The organism is Teredinibacter purpureus (genome assembly GCF_014217335.1).
Lineage (GTDB): Bacteria > Pseudomonadota > Gammaproteobacteria > Pseudomonadales > Cellvibrionaceae > Teredinibacter > Teredinibacter purpureus.
Genome location: NZ_CP060092.1, coordinates 3,838,264 through 3,859,091, shown reverse-complemented (window position 1 = coordinate 3,859,091; position 20,828 = coordinate 3,838,264). Strand labels below are relative to the sequence as shown.

Here is a 20,828-nt window from a genome sequence, read left to right as displayed (position 1 = left end):
GCATGGGCAGCGCCCATAATAGGAAAATCTGCCAAAATAGGTCGGTTCGGTTGACTCGGCGTTAAAACTAAAAGGAGTAAGAGTGAATAAATTATTTAAACTGATATTGGGGACGGTAACCCTAATATCCTCTTTTTCATTTGCTGCACCTCAATCTGGAGGCAAGGTAACTAAACTTTACGTAAGAGAAGATGCTGTTGTTCTTTTTAAGCTTGGAGATACTGTATCTCTTCCCGAAGGTTGTAGCGATTCGAGTTGGCCTTATACTTTTAATACGACTGATACAGTTGGAAAAGAATGGCTTTCAATGTTGTTAGCAGCCAGAGCAACTGGAGAGCCTCTGAATATCGGGTATAAAGAGGGAGATGGTAATCGTTGTGGTGTCGTTTATTTGCATCACTAATTTTAACATGTTTAGCCGGCGTTTGGGGTTGTGCCTCCGTTCCGGCGCTTCGCGCCTACACTATGGCCGCTGTGCAGTGGTGTAGATTTTTCGAATTTGATTTTTGGTGTTTTTACTATAGCCGCATGTTGGGGCTTGTTGGTTACCGCATTTTACGGTATTGGTTGTAAGTGTTGGTAATGCTTTTATTATAGGCAACCGTGTGAAGGCCAGGCTAGCTGGCAGTCTGAGTGTAAGCGGTACAGCTAAATAATTTAAATTCGCCAAACATGGTTTTGCCAAAACGAAATGAGATGGTCACGTTGCTAAGAAATATTTCGATCAATGATAAAAAAGGTATTGGCACTGGCTCTACTCTATTTATTAGATTTATTTTCAATGACTGAGTGGGTGAGGTTTTATCTTACCGGCAGGAAAAAATTTTCTACCGTACAAAAAAGTTAATTCAGGTTTGTGGTTTGGCCCATCAGTTGATAATAAAACGGTCTATGTCAAATTTCGCCGATATACAGCTATGCCCAAAATGGATGGCCTTGCTTGCGTTTATTAACTCTCATTGTTCTAGAAATGTGATAATTGATCTTAGATATAATTATGGAGGGGATTTTTTTGTTGGGCTAAAACTTGCTCAGTTGTTGGTGCTGACGGACGCTATCGATTGGAAAACGGGTGTTTATGTTCTTATTGATAATGTGACTTTTTCGGCTGCCATGCGTAATGCTGCACAATTTCCTCAATTGCTTAATGCTCAGTTGGTGGGCGAGCCAGCGGGTGCGGCTACCAAGATATGGGGCAGTTTAAGCTGCCCAGCTCTAAGCTTAAAGTTACTTATTCCAAGCGTTTGTATCATTTTAACAAAAGACGATAAGGATGCTTTATACCCGGATATTTTGATTGAGCATTCTATAAGCGATTATATCGAGAATAATGATCGTCAATTGGAGTGGATTTTAAATGATATCGCGGGTAGAAAAACTGCGTATAATGCCGCATTACAGGGGGCTAGCCGCTGAATACAGTGTTATACGATACTTGAGGATGTATTCAATGTGGTTTTTCTTCTTTTTATATATTGGGTAAAATAAGTGGCGTTGTACGTACAGCTGCGTATGAACATTATTGTCACGATGAGTACGCCTAATTCGGGTTTACTTTTTTTGTGGTTAGTACCTATACCGTAATACAGGAGTAAGAAAAAATTAATATTATCGATTACGACTCTCTTTTAAATGCCGCTCGCCAACAAACCGAGCCACAACGCCTATTATTTGTTTTTTTAAAGGCATCTTTACCTGCAGATCATAAAGATGAAGAAAAAAGTCGTTTTGACTCTGGTCAGGGTGGCACATTAGAGCCTGTGATGTGTGTAGATAAAACACTGGAAGAATTGGGCGTATTCTCTGATTTGGTGAAGGAGTCGGAGTCGCTGGAACAAGATTGGCAAATAGTATTAATAGCCTGCCTTTCGGGTAGGAATGGCGTTGTACCAGATTCCACAGAGGTGGAATTTTCTTTGAAAAAAATGGTGGAAACCGTACAGCAGGGAGGAGACCTGTCAAAATATGTGGCGTTTAACCGAGGCGGAGAACCTATACAGTTTAATTAAACTGAAAATTGCTCACAAGGCCATAAATTCGAAATGTTGTTACGCTGCGCTTTATTTCAACGCCGCTTCGCTCTAGATAGCTCTTTTAGGGCAGCGTTATACATTGAATACATAGGAGCCCCGACATGAGTGGGATAAATGGCCTAGACATTGAGTGACTGGTTTTGATGGTGGTCGGTTAAAATGCGGCCATTCTGCCAAATAAACGTTCTTACTCAACGATTTAAGTACCCGCCACTTTCCCTGTATTCATCACGCTAGCCTAAAAAACTTAGTTTTCCAGCTCTGTAGTTGCGCGGGTGTAGCCTCGTTACAAGGCTTAATGAATAGAAAATTACTTTATGCAATGAGTGGTTTTCGCAATGTAGGTAATTTGCGCAATGTTAACGATTAGAGGCTGGGTTCAGAGAATGCCAAACGCTGCTTTTGGAGTGGCATTTTTCTGCCTAACACTCGCTTATTCCATGATTCACTGCCTTCTGTATTTAGATGTCTATTCCCAGATCCCCATAAGTTGACCAGAACAGAGGCTTAAATATTCGTGTTAGTCTCCCGTTATCACTAGTTTGTAACGAGAAGTTTGTATGAATACACCGTCAAACTTTCGTCGAGGCACCGTTATTTTCCATTGGTTAGTCGCATTGCTAATCATCTTTCAATTGGCTGGTGGGCTAATAATGGTTGGAGAGTTAGGAAGGGTTGGCCAGAACCCGTGGGCAAGCATAACCACTATGAGCTTAAATTGGCCAAGATTACCCACTGGATACTCTTGGTTGGATCTGTTGCACAGCCTATATTCGGTATGTTGGCTTCAGGCGCTAGCGGGCACGGGTTTGGAATCGTTAAATTAATCACCCTCGTTCCAGCTAACCTTGTGGAGACGTTTTCGCTCGACACTCTAGGTTGTAGGCTACCGAGTGATGTAGAACCCTATAACAAGTATTGGATGAATATTGGCTACGCACTTCATACTTGGATTGACCATATAATGGTCGTGGCTGTGGTTCTTCATTTTGCTGGAGCATTTAAGCACCATTTATTTGATAAAGATTCAACATTAAAACGAATGCTGGGTAGGGGCTGAGCCACTTGTCATCGTGTGCCGGGTTTTGGATGTCTATAGCATAAACGGGCCAGAAGTTTCATTACAACTCAAATTTAACTGAGAAAGCCGTTAGGGGTATGAGCCATTTATGAACGTTTTACTTGAGCCAATGAAAGAGGCCGACTACTCTTTGTTTATCGAAGCGGCGGTAGCGGGTTATGCTCAGGAGGGGGTAGATGCGGGGCGTTGGACCGTAAATGAGTCCATAAAAAAATCCAGAGCTGAAACAATGAGTAATCTGCCGCAGGGGTTAGAAACTCCCGGTCACTATTTGTTTGATATAAAAACATTGAGTAATGATTTGTCTGTCGGTTATCTTTGGGCGGCAACCGAAGAAAAGCATGGGCATCAATCTATGTTCGTATACGACATAGCAATAAAACCTGAATGTCGCCGAAGAGGGTATGCCGTTGCGGCCTTTTGCGAACTTGAAATTGTTTCTGCTCGTATGGGTATTGATAGTATAGGGCTGCATGTTTTTAGTGCTAATTCAGCGGCTCAAGCGCTTTACCGCAAACTTGGTTACGAAGTAACGGGTGTTAATATGCAAAAGAAGCTCGGCGCGTAAAGGTCTAGATATACGGTTTACACTAGCCGTTAAATGACATCTATAAATGGCAGCCTATGAAAAGTATATTGAGAGTGTTGTTAGTGTTAATGCTATTTATTGTGGCCTACTGTTGGGGCAATGATACTACCATAGCGGCGCTATATGATAATCAGCAAAGTGATGTTCAGGTTTTTGGCAGGGGTGTAGTGGTAAAGGTTCTACCAGATGATACGAAGGGCAGTCGACATCAAAAATTTATACTGAGACTTGATAGTGGCCATACATTGTTGATCGCGCACAATATCGATTTAGCGCCGAGGTTGAAGGCATTAAAAGAGACTGATGTAGTTGAATTTTATGGCGAGTATGAATGGAACTCAAAAGGCGGTGTAATTCACTGGACACATCGAGACCCGAATAATAAACATGTGGGTGGCTGGTTGCGGTATAACACCAGAAAATACGAATAGTCACCCATAAAATATCACGAATACCAGGCCTCGTACTATTTAACGGTGATTGAACGTAGCCACACAGGGGAAGGTATTGACTTACGATCAGGGGGATAGGGTTGTTATTCTCGTAGTGGATTTAATTACGTTGATGTTCTTTTTTCGAATAACTATATTTATTAGCATTATTCCTTTCGAATGTTGGGATATGGCCGATGTATGGGAAAACCGGCCATACAGTGCGAGCCCATTTTTTATGTATGTGGCCATTTTAGATTCAATCGAAAGCTACGGTAATGGCGAGGGTGTAACCGCAGTACAGTAATACAGTTGTCTTGGTGATAAATGCTGCTCGTCAATCGCCACTTTTAGGTGATTCCAATAAAGGCGTTCCACTATACTTTTCTAGCTATGCTCAGTCTTTACGTAAAACCCAGTAGCTGTTGAGTTTTGACTTGGTTTATATGGTACAGGCTATGCTATTCGCGAGACGTTGAAAGGAGGCCTTTAAGAGGTGGTCTTTGGAAGTGTTTTAGTTTCTCTACAGTATTCATGGTTACTTTTCTTATGGTGTCCGTCTAATAGGGTATGTGAGTCGTAACGACGATGTTTTTTACCTTTAGCGTATCTTTAGGAGAGGGCCAAGATGAATACTAAAATGAGAATTGCTTTTTTTCTGTTAGCGTTTGCCGCGTGTGGGGTGCAGGCCGGTGGTGTGAGCGGTACAACGTATGATGTTGTGGAATCTTATGAGTCAGATGTGAGTAATGCTTACGAAAACAGATGTATGGGCCGAGGATCGGACCGTGTGCGGTATCGCTATGAAACGCGAAAATATACAGAATATAAGGATGGCGCTGCGGTTAAAACCTGGATGAAAAGCTATAAACGCTTTATCCGTTGTTTAGGTTGATCAGCCCAAATTACATTGATGTGCGTTACTCAGAAACCTCGTGGTTTAGGCCTAAATCACGAGGTTTTTTTTATGGTTGATCGAGAATAGACTGCGGGCGGATGAACCGTCTTTAACCCCGCTGGGGTTTGTTAGTGATTCTCTAATTTACGTACAGCGTAATGTAGGTGATTACGCAGTAGCGGCCCAGTTTTCCGGTGCTCACTAGCAATAAAAACCAATGGAAGCGTACGCGTAGAATACCGGCGATTACCGTTAACGGGTCGCCAATGACGGGCACCCAGGCCAGTAATAACGAGAACATGCCGTATCGTGTAAATCGCTTTTTTGCATGCGCGAATTCGGTTTCTGACATACGTAACCATTTGGGTACTAAGCCGGTACTCGCCCAGTAGCCTAGCGTGTAGTTTGTTATGGAGCCTAGTATGTTGCCTGTGCTAGCCACGGCTATGAGAACAACGGGGTGCATGCCGGTGAGCAATAGGGCCACTAAGACGAGCTCAGAGCTTAAAGGTAGTAGTGTGGCGGCTAAAAAAGAGATGATAAAAAGCCCGAGGTAACCGTGTTCTGTAAAAAATTCCATAAAAGGCTGTGGCTTGAGTAGGTTGCTGTCGTTCGGTCAAACCCTTTTGTAAGGGCTGGCGAATGCTCGTGTAGTTGTGTGCTGTGCGTATAGAGGGTGCAGGGTAAGCCACAAGACGTGTTAGTGCTGGCAATTCCAGCATATCTCAAAGGTAGGTTCGTTTTGCTCATCGCAATGCTTGCACTGCCATATTTCGCCTTTAGATGGGGCTAATAGACCTTCTATTAGCGTTGTTGCTGCAGTGAGTTGGCTGTTGTTTAGTATCCACACTTCTGGCCAGGTATCTATGGCTGAAAGTTCACCTAGCCCGCTTGAGGCGAATTCGTTTTTAATAATGGCTTCGATCCCTTGTTCCTGTAATAAAGCTTTGGCGTTTTCTACAATTATTTTATTTTCATGGGTAAAGACAAGTTTCATGCTGATTCCTGAGTACAGTTATCGTGATTTTAATTGGGGAAAGCGCGCAAACATTGTGATTTGACGATTGTTATAAGTCTAGCGTCATAAATACGCTGTTCTCGTCTAGCGTGTAGTCTGCAAAAGGCTCGCACGGTGTAAACCCTGCCTTTTTATATAGTTGCCTAGCGGGTTTAAAAAAGGCCATGGAACCTGTTTCTAAAAATACTTTTTTATAGCCTCGGGTGCGGGCTATGGTAAGTATGTGCTGTAAAAGGGTTGAGGCAACGCCGGTTCCTCGTGCGGCGCTCACGGTACGCATGGATTTAATCTCACCTTGATATGCGCCCAAATCTTTTAAGGCGCCGCAGCCGAGCAGGATATTTTGATTGGAGTATACCGACCAAAATGTGACCTCGGTAGCACTAAGCGCTGCTAAGTCGAGTGCATGCACGCTTTCGGGCGGTGAGGTTGCGTGCATATCGTGAAGATGCTCTTGTAAAAAGGCAATAATGTTAGCGTTGGTTAAATCGTCTATGGCTATGTCCATGGTGTTTTTCACTTAATTTTAGACAAGAATATCCTCGAAAAACGGTGCGTACGCAGCCTAGCCGCGGACGGAAGCAAGGAATATTGGTGACAGTTAAGGGGTTATGGTTGACAGCATTATGCCAATTTTTCATTGACAGTGTTGGCGGTGATGGTAGTGCGCCTTATCGCGTAAAGATTGGATGTAACCATGGTGTAACGATGCGTGTGATATTGGTCACTACAGTGTGCGATACAAGGGTTCGTACTGTGTTCTAACGGGTTTTAGATGAATAGGTTAATCAAATAAACACGCGCGTTATTTGTCACTTAAAAAATGCAGGTGCCATGTATTTCCCATGGATTGGGCTAAGCTAAAGAATATCGAGCCTTAAAGAGGCCCACCGTTGAGTGGGCGCTATTTATGACGCAGGGAAAGCCTTTTGATGCATCAGGATAACCAGATATTAGTCGCGTGTGATGTTGAAGAAACATTGAACCTAATGGTGAGCCGTTTGGACGATGGCGGTTACCGTAGCGTTCATCTGGCACGTTCAGCCCAAGAGGCGTTAGCGTTATTGGACGCGCACGCCATCCGTTGCCTTGTGACCACAATGGATTTAAGCGATCTCGATGGCTGGCGATTGGCCCGTCTTGTCCGTTGTGGCGCGTTAAATTGTAACGCGTCCATGCCTATCATTGTGCTGACCGATGTCTGGAGCCAGCGTATTGCGGAAGTCACAGCGCGTGAATATGGTGTCAATCGACTGCTAGCTTATAGTGATGTAAGTGCTATAGCGGAGGAGGTTGGTAAGTGTCTATCTGATCGCCCGAGTAAGTTTAACAAGCCGCGACTTTTGGTCATCGAAGATGCTGCTGATACTGCCGATCTTATTCGGCGAGTGTTGGACCGCCAGTATAGGATTGATGTTGTTGATAATGGTGAGGATGGTATCCAGCTGTGGAAGCAGTATCGACATAGCTTGGTGTTGTTGGATTATATGTTGCCTAATATGTCTGGCGAGGAGATTCTTAAGATTATATTGGCGATAAACGCTGAACAAGCGGTGGTTTTGATGACCGCACATTCAAGCCGTAATCTCGCCGAGAAGATTATGCTGCTAGGAGCAACAGATTTTTTACCCAAACCGTTTCGCACAGAGCAGCTACGGCATGTGTGTGAGTTAGCGGTAAGGCGAGAAGATTTTATGTTGAGTAATCGTCAATTTTCCGATCAAGTTAAATACCTAGAGAAAAGTGAGCGGGAATACCGAAATATTTCGGAGAAACACCAGCAATTATTGCATAACTTACAAACAGTGGTTATGGAACTTGATGATGAATTGAATATTACGTACCTCAATTATCCTTGGAAAGTGTTGATGGGGTATGACATTCAAGCGTCAATAGGTAAATCTATTTGTGACTATTTACCGACCGAAAATCGAGAGGATTATGTAGCGCTTCAGAAAAAATTGTGCAGTGTGTTAACGGGCGAAATACTGAGCTACGAATTGGAATTATGCTTGTTGGATGATAGTGGCCAGCGCCTTTGGGCACAAATGAAGGTGCGGCGAGTTATCCATAGCGATATATCTTCGTTGACTATCTGCCTAGATAATATAACAAAGCGTAAGCAGGCCCAAGAAGAGCTTGAATATATTGCAATGCACGATGCTTTAACAGGGTTATTCAACCGTCATTATTTTGAAGAATCTTTAAAACATTTGTATGCAGATACGCTTAGAAGTAAGCGCCAGCACGGGCTGTTGTATATTGATCTTGACCATTTTAAGGTGATTAACGATACCTTCGGGCATCGCGAAGGCGATAATGTATTGAGGGAAATATCGAAATCTATGAGCCGAAGGGTTAGGGCCTCCGATATGCTATGCAGAATAGGAGGTGATGAGTACGCGGTATTAGTACACGATATCGATGAGCAAGGTTTATATGATATTGCGAAGGACATTCAAAAAATCGTAAATGATTATACGTACCATGGTGAAAACCATCAGGTGAATATGGGCTGTAGTATTGGTGTATCCCTTATGGACGGTAAGTTGGGGTGTGCTGAAGAGTATTTGATGCAGGCCGATATTGCGCTTTATGTGGCAAAAGGTCGAGGCCGCAATATTGTTCATACTTATGATCTTAGGGATAACGAAAGCGAGGAGCTACGCAGCCGAATAAATTGGGCGCAGCGTGTTCGGCAAGCGATTGCGAGTAATCGCGTTGTACTGCATTTTCAGCCTGTTTTTGATGTAAAAAAAGAAGAGTATGGGTATTACGAGGCCTTAGTTCGGTTGATTGATGAAAATGGTGCGTTAATTTACCCCGAAAAATTTATATCGGCGTTGGAGCAAACGGGCGAAATGCATTTGCTTGATCGTTGGGTGATAAAGCTCGCCGTCGAGCAGTTACGAAAAACCCCAAGCCTTAGAAAAATTGCCATCAACCTTTCGGCGCAAGCGTTTAATGATGATAATTTGGTGCCGGTTATAAAAGAGTCGCTGTCTGCCAATTTAGTCGATCCCTCTGCGATTACGTTCGAGCTTACTGAGAGCGCAAGTTTGTTTAACTTAAATGTAACAACGCGTGTGATTGATCAGTTGCACGATATTGGTTGTAGTTTTGCCATTGATGATTTTGGCTCTGGGTTTAGTAGCTTTTCGTATTTAAAGGAGTTGCCGGCTGATTTTATTAAACTGGATGGCTCGTTTGTTTGCCGGTTGCATGTAGATGACGTGGATAAGGCCCTAGTGAAATCGTTGATTCAAGTAGTGAAAGCGTTGGGTAAAAAAGCAGTTGCTGAATATGTTGAAAATGAAGAAGTGATGAAGTTGTTAGTGGAGTACGGTATAGATTACGTGCAGGGCAACTATATTGGCAAGGCGCTTGCAGTTGACGACGTATTAGCGTCCTACATGACTTATGACAGCCGTAATGATAATTTAGATGTCATGGGTGTTCTGCCTCGTTAGTGGTATATTTTTTTACCGCCTTAACAATCGTTTTTCTCGAAACCGGCTTCGTTAAAAAATCGTCGGCTCCCATCAATTCACTCTGTAATTTTTCATCTAAAACGGAGGCTACCAGTAGCGGTGTGCCGGCAAGCATAGGCGTTTCTTTTAGTGCTTTAAATAGTTCCCACCCATGCATGTCGGGCAGTAATAGATCTATGATAATAATGCTAGGATTCAATTCTTTTGCTAAGAGTAACCCTTCATTTGCCGTACTAGCGGAAAAAACGCTGTAGTGTTCATGGCTTAATGTTCGAGTCATTATATTGATAAATTCATCGTCGTCATCAATTAACAGAATAGTTGTTCCGATAGTATCGTTTCCCTTGATTATTTTTTCGTTTTTAATTGTTTCCCGGATCTTTGCCGAAGATAATTCGTTTACATCTTCGGCGGTGTGAATAGGCTGAGGTATAAGAACAGTAAAGGTTGTTCCCATAAGAAGCTCACTGTGAACTTCAATGTTCCCACCCATTAATTCGCAAAATTGTTTGGTAATGGCTAAGCCCAAACCGCTACCTTGATGTTGTCGAGTGGTGGAGGCGTCGGCTTGCTGGAAACGGTCAAAAACGAACGGGAGTTGCTGTGTGCTAATACCGGGGCCGGTGTCTTGAACAGAAATATAAATCGCTTTTTCGCGGTTTTCTGCCACTATTTTTATAACGCCTGAATTAGTAAATTTACAGGCATTGCTCAACAAATTAAGAATAATATGTAATAGTTTTTCGGAGTCGGCAATGGGCAAGGCAATGCCATTGCTAGCGCTTACAATAAGTTCTAGGCGTTTGGCAGCACATTGTGGTCGAATATTGGCAACAGCGTCGGCTACAATAGATTCGAGGTCAACGGGGCGAAGATTGATGTCCATCCGGCCAGATTCTATTTTGGCTAAGTCTAAAACACTGTTAATTAGCCTTAATAATCGTTCGCTGTTAGTAATAACGCGGTTTAAATCGGTTGCGTGCGTATCTTTTCCTTCTAATTTTAGATCTTCTATCACGACATCGGCGTAGCCAATAATAGCTTGTAAGGGCGTGCGAAGCTCGTGGCTCATTAATGATAAAAATTCGCTTTTTGCTTGATTGGCGTCTTCTGCTCGTGCTTTAGCCGTCGCTAGCTTATCGCGTGCGACACTTAATTCGCGACCGCGTAACTCTAGCCGTTCGGCATCTCTCTTCTTATTGACATAGGCCCATACTGCAACGCCCACCAATATTAAGCCGAGAAATACGAGTGCGATGAGATTGTTGACCACAATACCTTGTGTGGTAATGGTGTCGTCTTGCTCAATAATGGTTGTTTTTTGTTTGAGTAGTGTGTCGTTAAGGTCTTTTAATTTAGTTTCTCGGGCGGCAATTTTTTGGCCTATGTCCTCTAGAAGGTACTGACGATTGACTAATTGTTGCGACTTTTTTTCTACGTCTTCGGTTAAGCGTAGGCGTTCTCGATTAGTTTTCTCTAGTGTTGCGCGCTGTTTTGTAATAAGCGATTTTTGTTCATTAAGCAGAGCCTGTGTGTGGCTAATATTATCTTGTAGTACCTTAAGGTTTGTATTTAAGCTGGTGTTTTCTGAGCGGAGTGTTTTTACACCGGTTTCGAGTTGTTTTAATTGGGCCTCTCTATCGCGTAGGTTTTGTTGCACTTTAATGAGCGACGCCTGCCCCGCCTTAAATAGCTGAGCAACATCAATCTCGGAGCCACCATTTAATATAATGTCAGGTAATACCGTTAGGCCTTGAACGAGCATGTTGGCCTTGTTTATTTCGAATTGAATTCGGTTATCTGGTGTGGTTGAGAGGTTTATCATTACCCACTGTTTGGCCGGGTAGTTGTTGGTTACCAGAGCCGTCGAAGAGCTGCCGAGTGCTCTATACAGCGATTCTAGCGCGTTGTTATGGCTTTCCTCTATGTAGAGCATTTGCAGGCTACCTAGGCGTTCGTCACTTGAGATAGATTCAATTTTTATGGGGAGACCGTGAATCAGTGCGCCTTTAAAATGGTTTTGCAATTGTGAAGGTAAGAGTGGGTCTATGGGTTTATAAACGCCCACAGTAATAGTCTGCAATGTGCCCTGTTCGGGCCATTCAATCGTTTTGATAAAATTATAGAGGTAGGACGCAATTATCTCATCGCGGCTAAATGCCCACGCAGGGGGTGACAGGGTTTCGATCGCTAAACCGATACACAGCATAAATGTTAACAATGAGGGGGGGCGGAGTTTATTGATCCTCATAATTGACCAAGTCGTAAGACTCCTCTGTTGAGTCCGTTCGTTTATCCAGTGTAGACCTTTTTTGAGTGTTGGCGCGTACTTTTGGGAGGGGGCGGGGCGTTTTCGAGCACTATTACCGTTTATAGGCCGGGCGGCGTTGCAGGTGGCCGAGGCTAGTCCGATGTGTTGTTCAAGTTGACTTTATGGGGTTATAGAGGGGGAAGCGATTGCGTCACAACATTCAATTACACAAAAAAAGCCTGACACGAATGCCAGGCTTTAGGTGTTTTCACTGTAGCAGTGGCATTAAAACGCAGGTAGTTCGTCTAATGTAATCACGAGTTCGTGATTGTAAACGTGGCTCTTGTGTGCGTCAGAATTGAAGTATTCACCAGTCCAAAAATTATTAGGATCGGTTACACCTTCACCAGCGGAGCCATCATTCCATACAACAAAAAACAACCACCAGGCACCATCGGCTTGCATTGCGTCTGGGTCAGGGATATTGCTGTTTTCACTAAGTGCGATTAGCTTGCTTTGTGAAGGGTAGGCTTTCGCAGCGTTGTAAGTCCCTATTTGCGATGCGTAATTGTTGCGCCCGTCGTAGATGTCATGGCTGACAATATCGACATAGTTGTCACCAGGGTACCAAGAACCGTTTTGTCCATTCCAAACCCAGATAAGGTTGTTTAGGCCGTGATGCGTGGTTAAGCGGTCGTACATATATTGCCACAATAAAATTTGTGCGTAGCCCGCAGGCGCATCGTCTGCTCGGCTACGTCCCCACCAAAACCAACCGCCAGCGGCTTCGTGAAGTGGACGCCACAAAACGGTTGTGCCGGCATCTTCTAGGGTTTGTAGTTCACCGGCGATAAGATCGATATCGGCGGTAATTGCAGTGAAAGCCGCACTGTTTGTATCGAGTGCACCATTGGCCATGGGGATTTCGAATGCCGTATTCTTGCTATCTTGGTCTTGGTTGGAGTAGAAATTGTTAGTCTCACCGGAAGGGTCACGCCAGTGCCAGCAGAAAGTGACAAGCCCACCTAAGTCCCAGTGGTCGATGGCCTCTTCTGTTTGTGATAAACCAGAACCGCCGTTGTAAACACCGTAATTCATGTAGTCGTAACCCATGATGGCAGGAGCTTTTCCGGTATCGTTTATAACACGTTGATACATGTCGGTAGAGTCGCTCCAGGTCAGGTCTTGCTGGCCCGAGAGCATGTGGTTGCCCCAAATACCTTTAAGGTAGGTGTAAACCGCTTGCGCAGTTGCGTCAGCATTGCTGTTTACTAAGGTATCGGATAATGCCGTTTGGGTAGATTCAATTTTGCCGGGGCAAAAACTTTCACTAATGCAGTACTCGTTGTTTTCGTAGCCCCAGTTGCCGGTATCGGTTGCGCAAAAGGTAATAGCGTCGCTCCCAATCCTGCAGTTATTTAACGTGCCTACACCGGGATCAACAGATGATTGATACACAACACATGTCGCCTCGTTTTCCCAACCCCAGCCGCTCGCCGGATTTGAATAGCGGCAATAGGGCCTGCCAGAGGAGTCAGCATTTGGAATAAATACAGCAGGGGCGCTAGAGCTGCTAGAAGAGCTTTCTGAACTGCTTTCTGAACTGCTTTCACTGCTACTTTCACTGCTACTTTCACTGCTACTTTCTGAACTGCTACTAGATGAGCTAGATGAAGAGGAGCTAGAGCTCGAGTTGCCACCACTGGAGCCGCCACCGCAGGCTGCAAGTACAAGGGTGCACGTTATTAATAGGGCCAACAGGTTGGGTTTCATTCATTTACTCACTTTTATAGGTGTAATGGGCCGACAGGTAGTCATTTGGCGTTCCAATCTTTTTAGGAGTGTATACTTTGACCGAATAAAAATCGATAGGCTAAGTCAAAAAAAGTAACCGGTTACAGTCGGCTGCGTAAGTTGACGCTAAGGTAAGGCAACGTTATTAATAGAGTACGTTTTTGTACGTCAATATAACGTCAGAAGTGTTCCTTTGGCTAGCTTACAGGTTGCTTTTGACGAATGGGTGGCGGGATTGTTTAGTAATGTTGCGACGACATTTTGATGGTTACCTAGCGTAGGGTGTATATAGAGGAAGGAAAAACCATTGAGTTAGAACTGATGGGGGCCGTTATTATGCGCCCATCAGGGGGTTAGCGCGCGTGTGGAGTCGGGAGCCGTTTAATTGGATTTTTTCGACACAGTATCTAAAAAGCCCATGGCAAATGCAGAGGCGACAAAGGTTAAGTGGATAATAACGTACCAATAGAGTTTGTTGTCGGGTGTATGCTGAATTGCCATAAACACTTTAAGTAGATGAATAGACGATATTGCCACAATAGATGCTGCGATTTTGGCTTTGAGTGACGAGGAGTCCATTTTGCCTAGCCAGCTCAGCTTCTCTTCTTCGCCACTTAAATCGAGCTGGCTTACAAAGTTTTCATAACCGCTCATCATGACCATGACCAAGAGGCCGCCCACCATTGAGATATCAATGAGCGATAGCACCACGAGAATTGTGTCGGCTTCTTTCATTTCCCATATATGCAGTAATAAATGGGCAACTTCTTGAAAGAATTTTATGCCGAGCGCAATAACCGCGAGGCTCAGCCCGAGATAGATAGGGGCGAGTGCCCATCGTGAACGATACATAAGCGTTTCGAAGAATTTTTCCATGTTATCTCCAGCCGTTGGCTCTTTGGCGCTGTGAATGTGTAGTAAATGTAACTGAGGCGAACGATATGTGGGTCGCTTGACCAAATTCAAGCATGCGGCGAGGCTTTTCCATGAAAGCCTCGCGTTGGTGTAGTGGGTAGAAGAGCTAAACCCGGGCTTGAAGTGGATGGCGCGTGCAGTTGTCCCATTTACGGTGAACCAATGGTAAGACGGCGTCGGCTAAATTTGGCACTTATTATTTAGGTGTGGCACGCGCAACACTTGCGTATTCGTTATGTTTTATTTATCCCTTAATTAATGGCTCTTTAGTATGGCTTGCCGTGTCGCGTTAGACTTTCTCGTGTCGGCAGAACTTACATTAAGCACTTATTCAAATCTGGCGAACACCATAAGTTATTGAAATACATAAACAAATAAATGTTGGCTTGGTTTGTGCTAATAGCTATATGCAATATTGAGTGCCAAATGGAGTTTACTTATGCAAATGTTAAAAATAGCCGTTGGTTTTGTACTGGCCGTATCTATGTCCAGTGCTTTAGCCATTCCTTTTAGTTACGATTCACACGATGTTCCGGAAAACATTCCTGAAGATCCATCGGTTACCAGTGGTAATACCTATTCATACCTAATGAGTATTAGTGCTGTTGGTCAGATTACTGATCTAAATGTATACCTTGATATTGATCATACGTACACAGCTGATCTTGATATTTTTATTAGCCATGTATTAACCGGCACTACTGTTCAGTTGTTTGATCAGCACGGTGGTAGCGGCAACGATATTATCGACGTTACATTTGATGATGAAGCAGCAACGTCAATCGCAAGTGCTTCAGCGCCCTTCGGTCCTGGTTCTTTCCAAGGTGTTGAATCTCTGTCAGCATTTGACGGGTTGTCTCTTGGTGGTGTTTGGGAATTAACGATTGTCGACAACTATACGGCGGATACTGGTATCTTATGGAACTGGGGTATTCGTGGTGACGCTACGGATGTACCTGAGCCAGGTAGTTTGGCGTTGATTGGTCTTGGTCTTGTTGGCCTTGGGTTATCTCGTCGTAAGCGTGTGTAGCATTGAGTGTACATTCGCCGTCATTGATTGCTAAGCGGTGACGGTGGAGTAAGTGTAGTGGGCAAGGGGCGTACGTCTTAGTTTATGTTGTCGAGATACTCTATTTGCTTGAGAGAGCGCTAACGATTGTTTCACTGCTTTTACTCCTTATAAAAGCCTCCTCTATAAAAAGAGGGGGCTTTTTTTATGGGCGCGATTTCTACGTAGGAGCGTCCGTCTCACGTCTCAGCCGATTTTGGGTGAGCCACTACAAAGTAAGGTTGGTTGATTTTAGAGCTGGGATATTGCTTCAATTGTAATAATTTTTATGGGAGCAAGTGCTCACGAGCAATTAAGGCCGCGCGTTGGCCCCTAGTTTTATTGTTTAGTTTTAGATCAGTCAGGCCGTTATAGCCTTATTGAAGGTATCGTTGTGGCGCTAAAATTAATTAAGTGTCGGTAAAAAATACAGTTTAATGAATTACCCTTCTCTAATGTATTTGTAAGTTTATGAGAGTTAAGGCAAAAGTATTATTGGCTTGTTTTGTGCTCTACCTCGTTTGCATATTTAAACGACGAGGGAGTTAAGTGATGCAGATGATTAAAGTGGTGATGGGCTTGCTGTTGGTCGGGTGCGTGAATAGCGCATCGGCTTTGCCTTTTAGTTTTAATTCACATGATGTGCCGGAAGATATCCCGGAAAACCCCACGACTACGTTGGGGAATACTTATTCTTATATGATGACGATAGGTGCCGCAGGTATAATTTCAGACTTAAATGTTTATGTGGATATTGATCATACGTGGACAGGTGATCTGGATATTTATATCAGCGACTTATTAACCGGCACCACTGTCCACTTATTTGATCAGCACGGTGGTAGCGGTAATGATATTACCGGTGTTACGTTTGACGACGAAGCGGCTACGGTTATTTCCAGTGCCGATGCGCCGTTTGGGCCGGGGACTTTTCGTGGTGTTCAGTCCTTAACGGCTTTTGACGGGCTTTCATTAGCGAGTGTTTGGGAGCTAACGATTGTCGATAATTACCATGCCGATGTAGGCACTTTATGGAATTGGGGTATTCGTGGTGAAACGGCCGATGTTCCAGAACCTGGCAACCTTGTTTTAATCGGTTTGGGTCTTCTGGGTATTAGCTTGGCGCGAAAGCGTCATATGTAAACCGGCGCAATAAGCGTGGCTGCACTAGCGGCCATGCGATATTTAACGACTAAACATGATGTTGTATTGTGTGTGACGGGCATTAGGCTATTTTCTCGTAAGCCCCCTGTGCTGCTGGGGCTATTCGCTCACGTGTAGCCCGAGAAACTGTGGGGAAAGGCTGGCTGTGGCGAATATGTTGGGCAATTCAAACTGTGATATAGGGGCTGCTTCAATGCGCCAAATTTTATTGTCATTGCCGGTAAAGCGATAAAAATGAATGGCGGGGCTTTTTGAGCTGTGGGACCTTGCCCTTAAACATAAATGTCTAAAAGCACTAACCGGGCGTTACGTAACGCACAAAAGATACGTATGGCACACAATCCGTCTTGACTCATCTCTATGCACTCTTTTTCTAGAGTGATCTTGTCACGATAAAACTAGTTTTTTGTAAATTCCATTTGCGATCACAACTTTTTGTGTAATAGTACGAGGCTTATCGTACTTGACTGTTGAGCATCATATTCTTATGCGGCTTCGGTCATAAAACAGGGAGGTTATGTGAGACTAACATTCAATGTGTTTACGGTTATAGGCTTGTTGTTTGCCGTTTTAACCGTTCAGGCGGAGCGAGCGCCTCTCGATGAATTGATGGCCACATGGTTAAGTTTGGAAAGCCAAAAGGGGCACGTGCAAAAAAATTGGTCTGAACGCCAGCAGCAATTAGATGAAAAAATTAGTTTATTTGACGCAGAAAAAACAGCATTGGAAAAAGTGATCGAATCTGCGGGCAATGTTCGCAATGATGTCGATGTTAAGCGGATGGAGCTTGCGCGTGCACAGGAAAAGTTAGAGCAAGAGCAGGTCCTTGTAAGTGCATCCATTGCCAAAGCGAGCACAACTTTACAGTTAATGGCGAAGCGCCTACCACCGCCCCTGCAACAAGAGTGGGTGGCTAAAATGGCGTTGTTAGGTGAAGAAAATGTATCGAATAGCGAAAAACTAGAACGCCTCTTACAACTTTTACAATCGGCGGAAGAGTTTAATAGCCGGGTTGCCATGCATCGTTCTGTTATTGAGGCCGCAATAACGGATACGGAAACGCAGAAGGTGGTCGTCAACCAAATGTATTTGGGTGTTAACCAGGCTTGGTACGTGAGTGACGATGCGACGGTCTATGGTTATGGCCGCTCAACGATATTGGGTTGGCAGTGGTGGCAAGGCCGTGATGCGTCTAAAGAGTTGGGGCGAACGCTAGAGGTAGACGATATTGTGGCATTGAAAAATATGCTTGAAACGCCGACGGCCGCCGCCTATCTATCGCTACCCATTAAGCTTTAAGGAGAAAGCTATGTCGACTAGCCTAACGCTTGTATTTCTCATCACAGTGATGTTGTTTGCCAGCACTGCCTCCCATGCGACGAATGATGACCTCGGTAAAACCTTGTTGTCACGTATCGATACATCGACTCAAGAACTTGACGCAATCGAAGCAACGATTACGCAAGAAAGCCGCGCCTATGCGCGAAAGCTAGACCTTATTCAAAGCGAGATTGCGGTATTACGTAAAAATGCTGCAGCAGTGCAACGCGCAGCAGAAGAAAAAACACTTGGCTTGGAAGTGCTTGAATCGCGTGTAGAAAAATGGGAAACGCAGAGTCAGTATCAAGCACACCTGTTAGCGGCGTTTGTGGAAGTGTCAGAGCTCATTGTTAGTGATCAATGGGTGCACGAAGGCGCATTAAAGGTTGACGCTTCTATGCTGGATAGTGCTCTTGCCGCAGTAAATGAGTTACTTCAACCGAGCTGGAGCACGCAAGATATTGTGATGGAGTCGGGGCGCCTTCTAACGCTTCCCACGTTATCGGTTGGCCCTGTTCAGGTCGCGTTTAATCCCGGTACAGGCGAGGCGGGCCCTCTGGTTCAAACGCTTAATCAGCAACCATTACTGCGCGGTATTTTCGGCCGAAAAGAGTCGGGCGAGCTGCAATTATTAAACGAGTCGGGTGCAGGTTATTTAGTTTTCGACCCCACGTTAGGCAATGCCTATGAGCTGAGTCAGCACAACAACACTATTGCAGATCATGTCGGGAAAGGCGGTGTCTGGGCTATTCCCATTTTGTTTTTCGGTGCGCTGTCGTTAATCGTGGCCATACTCAAAGCAATTGAGTTTTTAAAATTGCCAAAGGTGGATGTACGGCTCCCTGAGAGATTAATAGCGTTAACAAAAATGCCGGTAGAAGAACAAAATAATCGCATCGTAGCATTATGCAAGTCACTACAGGGCACGCAAGAAAGGCTGATTGAAATATTGGTGGGCTCAACAGTGTCACCTCAAAGAGATGATCTGTTGGTCGCGTGTGTTATGGAAAGCAAGCACCATACTGAGCGCTACCTTGGCGTTGTTGCGACGGTCGCGGCTATTGCGCCTTTATTGGGATTGTTAGGGACGGTATCTGGCATGATCAGCACATTCAAAATGATGACTATATTTGGCGCTGGCGATGCCTCCACGGTATCTGGAGGCATTAGTGAGGCATTGGTAACAACAGAGCTGGGGCTTATTGTGGCCATTCCGTCGTTAATAATCAGTGCATTACTCACGCGAAAAACACGCAGTTACAGTGCAAGCCTAGAAACGGTAGCTGTGAAGCTTAGTAAAATTGCATTGTGAGGCAGTGAGATGGAGCCGCTAAGTGATCATGTTTTTTTACTGAACAATTTTGTTGTGTGGGCAATCTTTCTCGTCGCAATTGTGGCTTATGGGCTGCTGATCGAATTCTGCTTTATGGCACGCGCTAATGAACAGTGGTACCAGCGAACGGAGAACTGGCTGGGCAGTTTAAAAACGATGTTGGCAACGTTACCGCTGCTCGGGTTGCTGGGCACCATTAGTGGGCTTTTAAAAACGTTTTTAAATATTGCATCTGATAAATCGTTTTCGTTACAGGAAGTGATTAGCGGGGGTATAGCTGAGGCTATGTTTACAACGCAAATGGGATTAGTGATGGTGGTGCCTGGTTTGTTAATGCTGGCCTATTTGAATTCTCGTCGAAAAAAATGGAAATTACTCTATGAACATGCATAGCCGAATAGAGCAGAAGTTTGAAGACGCCGGTAAACAGGAAATTGACCTTGCGCCGCTGTTGGATGTGGTTTTTATTTTACTCATATTTTTTATCGTAACAACCGTGTTTGTACGCGAAACCGGTATAGAGGTTGATAAACCCACGGCTATTTCGAGTAAAAAATTGGAAAAATCGGTTTTATTACTGGCTATAAGCCATAGGGGTGAAGTTATTTATGCAGGGAGTAATATTGGCGTAAAAGGTGTTAGGAGTACGCTTATGCATCTTATTAAAAAACGCGAGCGGCCGCTGGTGATTCAAGCCGACAAAAAAGTGTCTGCTGAGCTTCTAGTGAACGTTATCGATCAAGCTAAGCTCGCGGGAGTTTCTAGTGTTAGCATCGCGACGGTCAATGAGTAAGGCGGCGGATGTGGTAGACGACTACCTAACGCTTCGGTCGTTACTGGCGTGGGTTATTAGCGTTGGAGCCGTTATGGGTTTATTTTTTGTTATGTTGTTGCTACAAACGGGGGATTTTACTCAAGAAGAAACCGTTACGGTGAGAAAGGTCGATGTTGCGCTTCCACCGCCTCCGCCACCTCCGCCCCCGTTGTTACCCCCGCAAGACAATACACCCATGCCTAGCATTGATTTAATGGGGTCTAGTACTGGGCCGCAAATGCAGTTTTCCGATAAGCCTGAGTTGAGTGTGAGTAACATGCAGACGGTAGAGCGTCCCACCATGGATTTGGATCCGCTCGATTTAAGGCAAACGTTGTCATTCGAAATTCCTACCTTGGCGGTAGAGAATCTGGATTCTGTACCAAAAGCAACGTCTTATAAGCGTGTTATTTATCCGCGATCGCTCGTTAACCGTGGGATTAAACGTGTTGATACGAAGGTAGAAATAATAATTGATCAAAAAGGAAAAGCGTACGTTAAAAAAATTGTTGATCCGGTTTATCCCGAAATGATGTCGGTTATTCGAGATTGGGTGGCCGGTGTTCAATTTACTATTCCTACAAAAAATGGTCAGCCGGTTCAAGCGGTATATCTCTATACCATAAAGTTTATTGTTAGGGTGTAAAC

The 20,828-nt window shown here is 44.3% G+C and carries 22 protein-coding genes; 16 read left to right on the top strand and 6 right to left on the bottom strand.

The window, feature by feature from the left end:
- Positions 1–82: 82 nt before the first annotated feature.
- The 8 genes from H5647_RS17115 to H5647_RS17080 all read left to right on the top strand — a co-directional run bounded on the left by H5647_RS17115 (position 83) and on the right by H5647_RS17080 (position 5,029).
- Entirely contained in the window at positions 83–403 is a 321-nt protein-coding gene (locus tag H5647_RS17115) for a hypothetical protein (RefSeq protein WP_045860279.1), read from the top strand.
- 488 nt (positions 404–891) lie between these two features.
- Positions 892–1,416 carry a S41 family peptidase gene (locus H5647_RS17110; RefSeq protein WP_162926430.1) on the top strand — a complete coding sequence of 175 codons (525 nt, stop codon included), beginning with the start codon at positions 892–894 and terminating at the stop codon, positions 1,414–1,416.
- A 347-nt stretch (positions 1,417–1,763) separates the two neighbouring features.
- On the top strand, positions 1,764–2,009 hold the full coding sequence (locus tag H5647_RS17105) for a hypothetical protein (protein WP_200911599.1): 246 nt from the start codon (positions 1,764–1,766) through the stop codon (positions 2,007–2,009).
- 580 nt (positions 2,010–2,589) lie between these two features.
- Positions 2,590–3,093 carry a cytochrome b gene (locus H5647_RS17100; RefSeq protein ID WP_082087097.1) on the top strand — a complete coding sequence of 168 codons (504 nt, stop codon included), beginning with the start codon at positions 2,590–2,592 and terminating at the stop codon, positions 3,091–3,093.
- A gap of 109 nt (positions 3,094–3,202) precedes the next feature.
- A complete protein-coding gene (locus tag H5647_RS17095; RefSeq protein WP_045860273.1) occupies positions 3,203–3,682 on the top strand; it encodes a GNAT family N-acetyltransferase in 480 nt (159 codons plus the stop codon).
- Positions 3,683–3,738: 56 nt separating this feature from the next.
- Positions 3,739–4,134: a DUF3465 domain-containing protein gene (locus H5647_RS17090; protein ID WP_045860272.1), complete on the top strand. Its 396-nt coding sequence runs from the start codon at positions 3,739–3,741 to the stop codon at positions 4,132–4,134.
- A 76-nt stretch (positions 4,135–4,210) separates the two neighbouring features.
- Positions 4,211–4,441 (top strand): hypothetical protein, encoded by a 231-nt coding sequence (locus H5647_RS17085; RefSeq protein ID WP_045860271.1) that lies wholly within the window; start codon positions 4,211–4,213, stop codon positions 4,439–4,441.
- 321 nt (positions 4,442–4,762) lie between these two features.
- Positions 4,763–5,029 (top strand): hypothetical protein, encoded by a 267-nt coding sequence (locus H5647_RS17080; protein ID WP_045860270.1) that lies wholly within the window; start codon positions 4,763–4,765, stop codon positions 5,027–5,029.
- 142 nt (positions 5,030–5,171) lie between these two features.
- Here the strand turns inward: H5647_RS17080 and H5647_RS17075 are convergent, their stop codons facing one another.
- From H5647_RS17075 to H5647_RS17065, 3 genes are all read right to left on the bottom strand, one after another.
- Complete coding sequence (locus tag H5647_RS17075; protein ID WP_045860269.1) at positions 5,172–5,612, bottom strand: YqaA family protein; 441 nt, start codon at positions 5,610–5,612, stop codon at positions 5,172–5,174.
- Between the two features lie 120 nt (positions 5,613–5,732).
- Positions 5,733–6,029 (bottom strand): putative signal transducing protein, encoded by a 297-nt coding sequence (locus H5647_RS17070; RefSeq protein ID WP_045860268.1) that lies wholly within the window; start codon positions 6,027–6,029, stop codon positions 5,733–5,735.
- A gap of 70 nt (positions 6,030–6,099) precedes the next feature.
- Entirely contained in the window at positions 6,100–6,558 is a 459-nt protein-coding gene (locus H5647_RS17065) for a GNAT family N-acetyltransferase (protein ID WP_045860267.1), read from the bottom strand.
- A 424-nt stretch (positions 6,559–6,982) separates the two neighbouring features.
- Between H5647_RS17065 and H5647_RS17060 the strand changes: the two genes are divergently transcribed.
- Positions 6,983–9,520, top strand: a complete 2,538-nt coding sequence (locus H5647_RS17060) for a two-component system response regulator (RefSeq protein WP_045860266.1) — start codon at positions 6,983–6,985, stop codon at positions 9,518–9,520.
- Here the strand turns inward: H5647_RS17060 and H5647_RS17055 are convergent.
- The 3 genes from H5647_RS17055 to H5647_RS17045 all read right to left on the bottom strand — a co-directional run bounded on the left by H5647_RS17055 (position 9,498) and on the right by H5647_RS17045 (position 14,462).
- Entirely contained in the window at positions 9,498–11,792 is a 2,295-nt protein-coding gene (locus tag H5647_RS17055; RefSeq protein ID WP_045860265.1) for a YfiR/HmsC family protein, read from the bottom strand. The two genes, H5647_RS17060 and H5647_RS17055, sit on opposite strands and share 23 nt — an antisense overlap.
- Before the next feature lie 285 nt (positions 11,793–12,077).
- A complete protein-coding gene (locus H5647_RS17050; RefSeq protein ID WP_045860264.1) occupies positions 12,078–13,565 on the bottom strand; it encodes a glycosyl hydrolase in 1,488 nt (495 codons plus the stop codon).
- A 402-nt stretch (positions 13,566–13,967) separates the two neighbouring features.
- On the bottom strand, positions 13,968–14,462 hold the full coding sequence (locus H5647_RS17045) for a TIGR00645 family protein (RefSeq protein ID WP_045860263.1): 495 nt from the start codon (positions 14,460–14,462) through the stop codon (positions 13,968–13,970).
- 478 nt (positions 14,463–14,940) lie between these two features.
- Between H5647_RS17045 and H5647_RS17040 the strand changes: the two genes are divergently transcribed.
- The 7 genes from H5647_RS17040 to H5647_RS17010 all read left to right on the top strand — a co-directional run bounded on the left by H5647_RS17040 (position 14,941) and on the right by H5647_RS17010 (position 20,826).
- A complete protein-coding gene (locus tag H5647_RS17040; RefSeq protein WP_045860262.1) occupies positions 14,941–15,531 on the top strand; it encodes a PEP-CTERM sorting domain-containing protein in 591 nt (196 codons plus the stop codon).
- Between the two features lie 570 nt (positions 15,532–16,101).
- Positions 16,102–16,692, top strand: a complete 591-nt coding sequence (locus tag H5647_RS17035; RefSeq protein ID WP_045860261.1) for a proprotein convertase P-domain-containing protein — start codon at positions 16,102–16,104, stop codon at positions 16,690–16,692.
- Positions 16,693–17,232: 540 nt separating this feature from the next.
- Entirely contained in the window at positions 17,233–18,012 is a 780-nt protein-coding gene (locus H5647_RS17030; RefSeq protein ID WP_162926429.1) for a DUF3450 family protein, read from the top strand.
- A gap of 10 nt (positions 18,013–18,022) precedes the next feature.
- Positions 18,023–19,345, top strand: a complete 1,323-nt coding sequence (locus H5647_RS22230; RefSeq protein ID WP_045860259.1) for a MotA/TolQ/ExbB proton channel family protein — start codon at positions 18,023–18,025, stop codon at positions 19,343–19,345.
- Positions 19,346–19,354: 9 nt separating this feature from the next.
- The gene (locus tag H5647_RS17020; protein ID WP_045860258.1) at positions 19,355–19,759 is read left to right on the top strand and encodes a MotA/TolQ/ExbB proton channel family protein; all 405 of its coding nucleotides are present in this window, start codon (positions 19,355–19,357) and stop codon (positions 19,757–19,759) included.
- A complete protein-coding gene (locus H5647_RS17015) occupies positions 19,746–20,159 on the top strand; it encodes an ExbD/TolR family protein (RefSeq protein ID WP_236074950.1) in 414 nt (137 codons plus the stop codon). Before H5647_RS17020 ends, H5647_RS17015 begins: the two co-directional genes overlap by 14 nt.
- The gene (locus H5647_RS17010; protein WP_045860257.1) at positions 20,152–20,826 is read left to right on the top strand and encodes a hypothetical protein; all 675 of its coding nucleotides are present in this window, start codon (positions 20,152–20,154) and stop codon (positions 20,824–20,826) included. Before H5647_RS17015 ends, H5647_RS17010 begins: the two co-directional genes overlap by 8 nt.
- Positions 20,827–20,828 lie beyond the last annotated feature (2 nt).

What these genes read in the sequence shown, in the direction of transcription:
- H5647_RS17010 (WP_045860257.1), top strand. Translation starts at nt 20,152, where the DNA reads ATGAGTAAGGCGGCGGATGTGGTAGACGACTACCTAACGCTTCGGTCG.
- H5647_RS17090 (WP_045860272.1), top strand. Translation starts at nt 3,739, where the DNA reads ATGAAAAGTATATTGAGAGTGTTGTTAGTGTTAATGCTATTTATTGTG.
- H5647_RS17035 (WP_045860261.1), top strand. Translation starts at nt 16,102, where the DNA reads ATGCAGATGATTAAAGTGGTGATGGGCTTGCTGTTGGTCGGGTGCGTG.
- H5647_RS22230 (WP_045860259.1), top strand. Translation starts at nt 18,023, where the DNA reads ATGTCGACTAGCCTAACGCTTGTATTTCTCATCACAGTGATGTTGTTT.
- H5647_RS17110 (WP_162926430.1), top strand. Translation starts at nt 892, where the DNA reads ATGTCAAATTTCGCCGATATACAGCTATGCCCAAAATGGATGGCCTTG.
- H5647_RS17040 (WP_045860262.1), top strand. Translation starts at nt 14,941, where the DNA reads ATGCAAATGTTAAAAATAGCCGTTGGTTTTGTACTGGCCGTATCTATG.
- H5647_RS17060 (WP_045860266.1), top strand. Translation starts at nt 6,983, where the DNA reads ATGCATCAGGATAACCAGATATTAGTCGCGTGTGATGTTGAAGAAACA.
- H5647_RS17080 (WP_045860270.1), top strand. Translation starts at nt 4,763, where the DNA reads ATGAATACTAAAATGAGAATTGCTTTTTTTCTGTTAGCGTTTGCCGCG.
- H5647_RS17105 (WP_200911599.1), top strand. Translation starts at nt 1,764, where the DNA reads ATGTGTGTAGATAAAACACTGGAAGAATTGGGCGTATTCTCTGATTTG.
- H5647_RS17070 (WP_045860268.1), bottom strand. Translation starts at nt 6,029, where the DNA reads ATGAAACTTGTCTTTACCCATGAAAATAAAATAATTGTAGAAAACGCC.
- H5647_RS17055 (WP_045860265.1), bottom strand. Translation starts at nt 11,792, where the DNA reads ATGAGGATCAATAAACTCCGCCCCCCCTCATTGTTAACATTTATGCTG.
- H5647_RS17050 (WP_045860264.1), bottom strand. Translation starts at nt 13,565, where the DNA reads ATGAAACCCAACCTGTTGGCCCTATTAATAACGTGCACCCTTGTACTT.
- H5647_RS17075 (WP_045860269.1), bottom strand. Translation starts at nt 5,612, where the DNA reads ATGGAATTTTTTACAGAACACGGTTACCTCGGGCTTTTTATCATCTCT.
- H5647_RS17095 (WP_045860273.1), top strand. Translation starts at nt 3,203, where the DNA reads ATGAACGTTTTACTTGAGCCAATGAAAGAGGCCGACTACTCTTTGTTT.
- H5647_RS17045 (WP_045860263.1), bottom strand. Translation starts at nt 14,462, where the DNA reads ATGGAAAAATTCTTCGAAACGCTTATGTATCGTTCACGATGGGCACTC.
- H5647_RS17065 (WP_045860267.1), bottom strand. Translation starts at nt 6,558, where the DNA reads ATGGACATAGCCATAGACGATTTAACCAACGCTAACATTATTGCCTTT.
- H5647_RS17020 (WP_045860258.1), top strand. Translation starts at nt 19,355, where the DNA reads ATGGAGCCGCTAAGTGATCATGTTTTTTTACTGAACAATTTTGTTGTG.
- H5647_RS17015 (WP_236074950.1), top strand. Translation starts at nt 19,746, where the DNA reads ATGAACATGCATAGCCGAATAGAGCAGAAGTTTGAAGACGCCGGTAAA.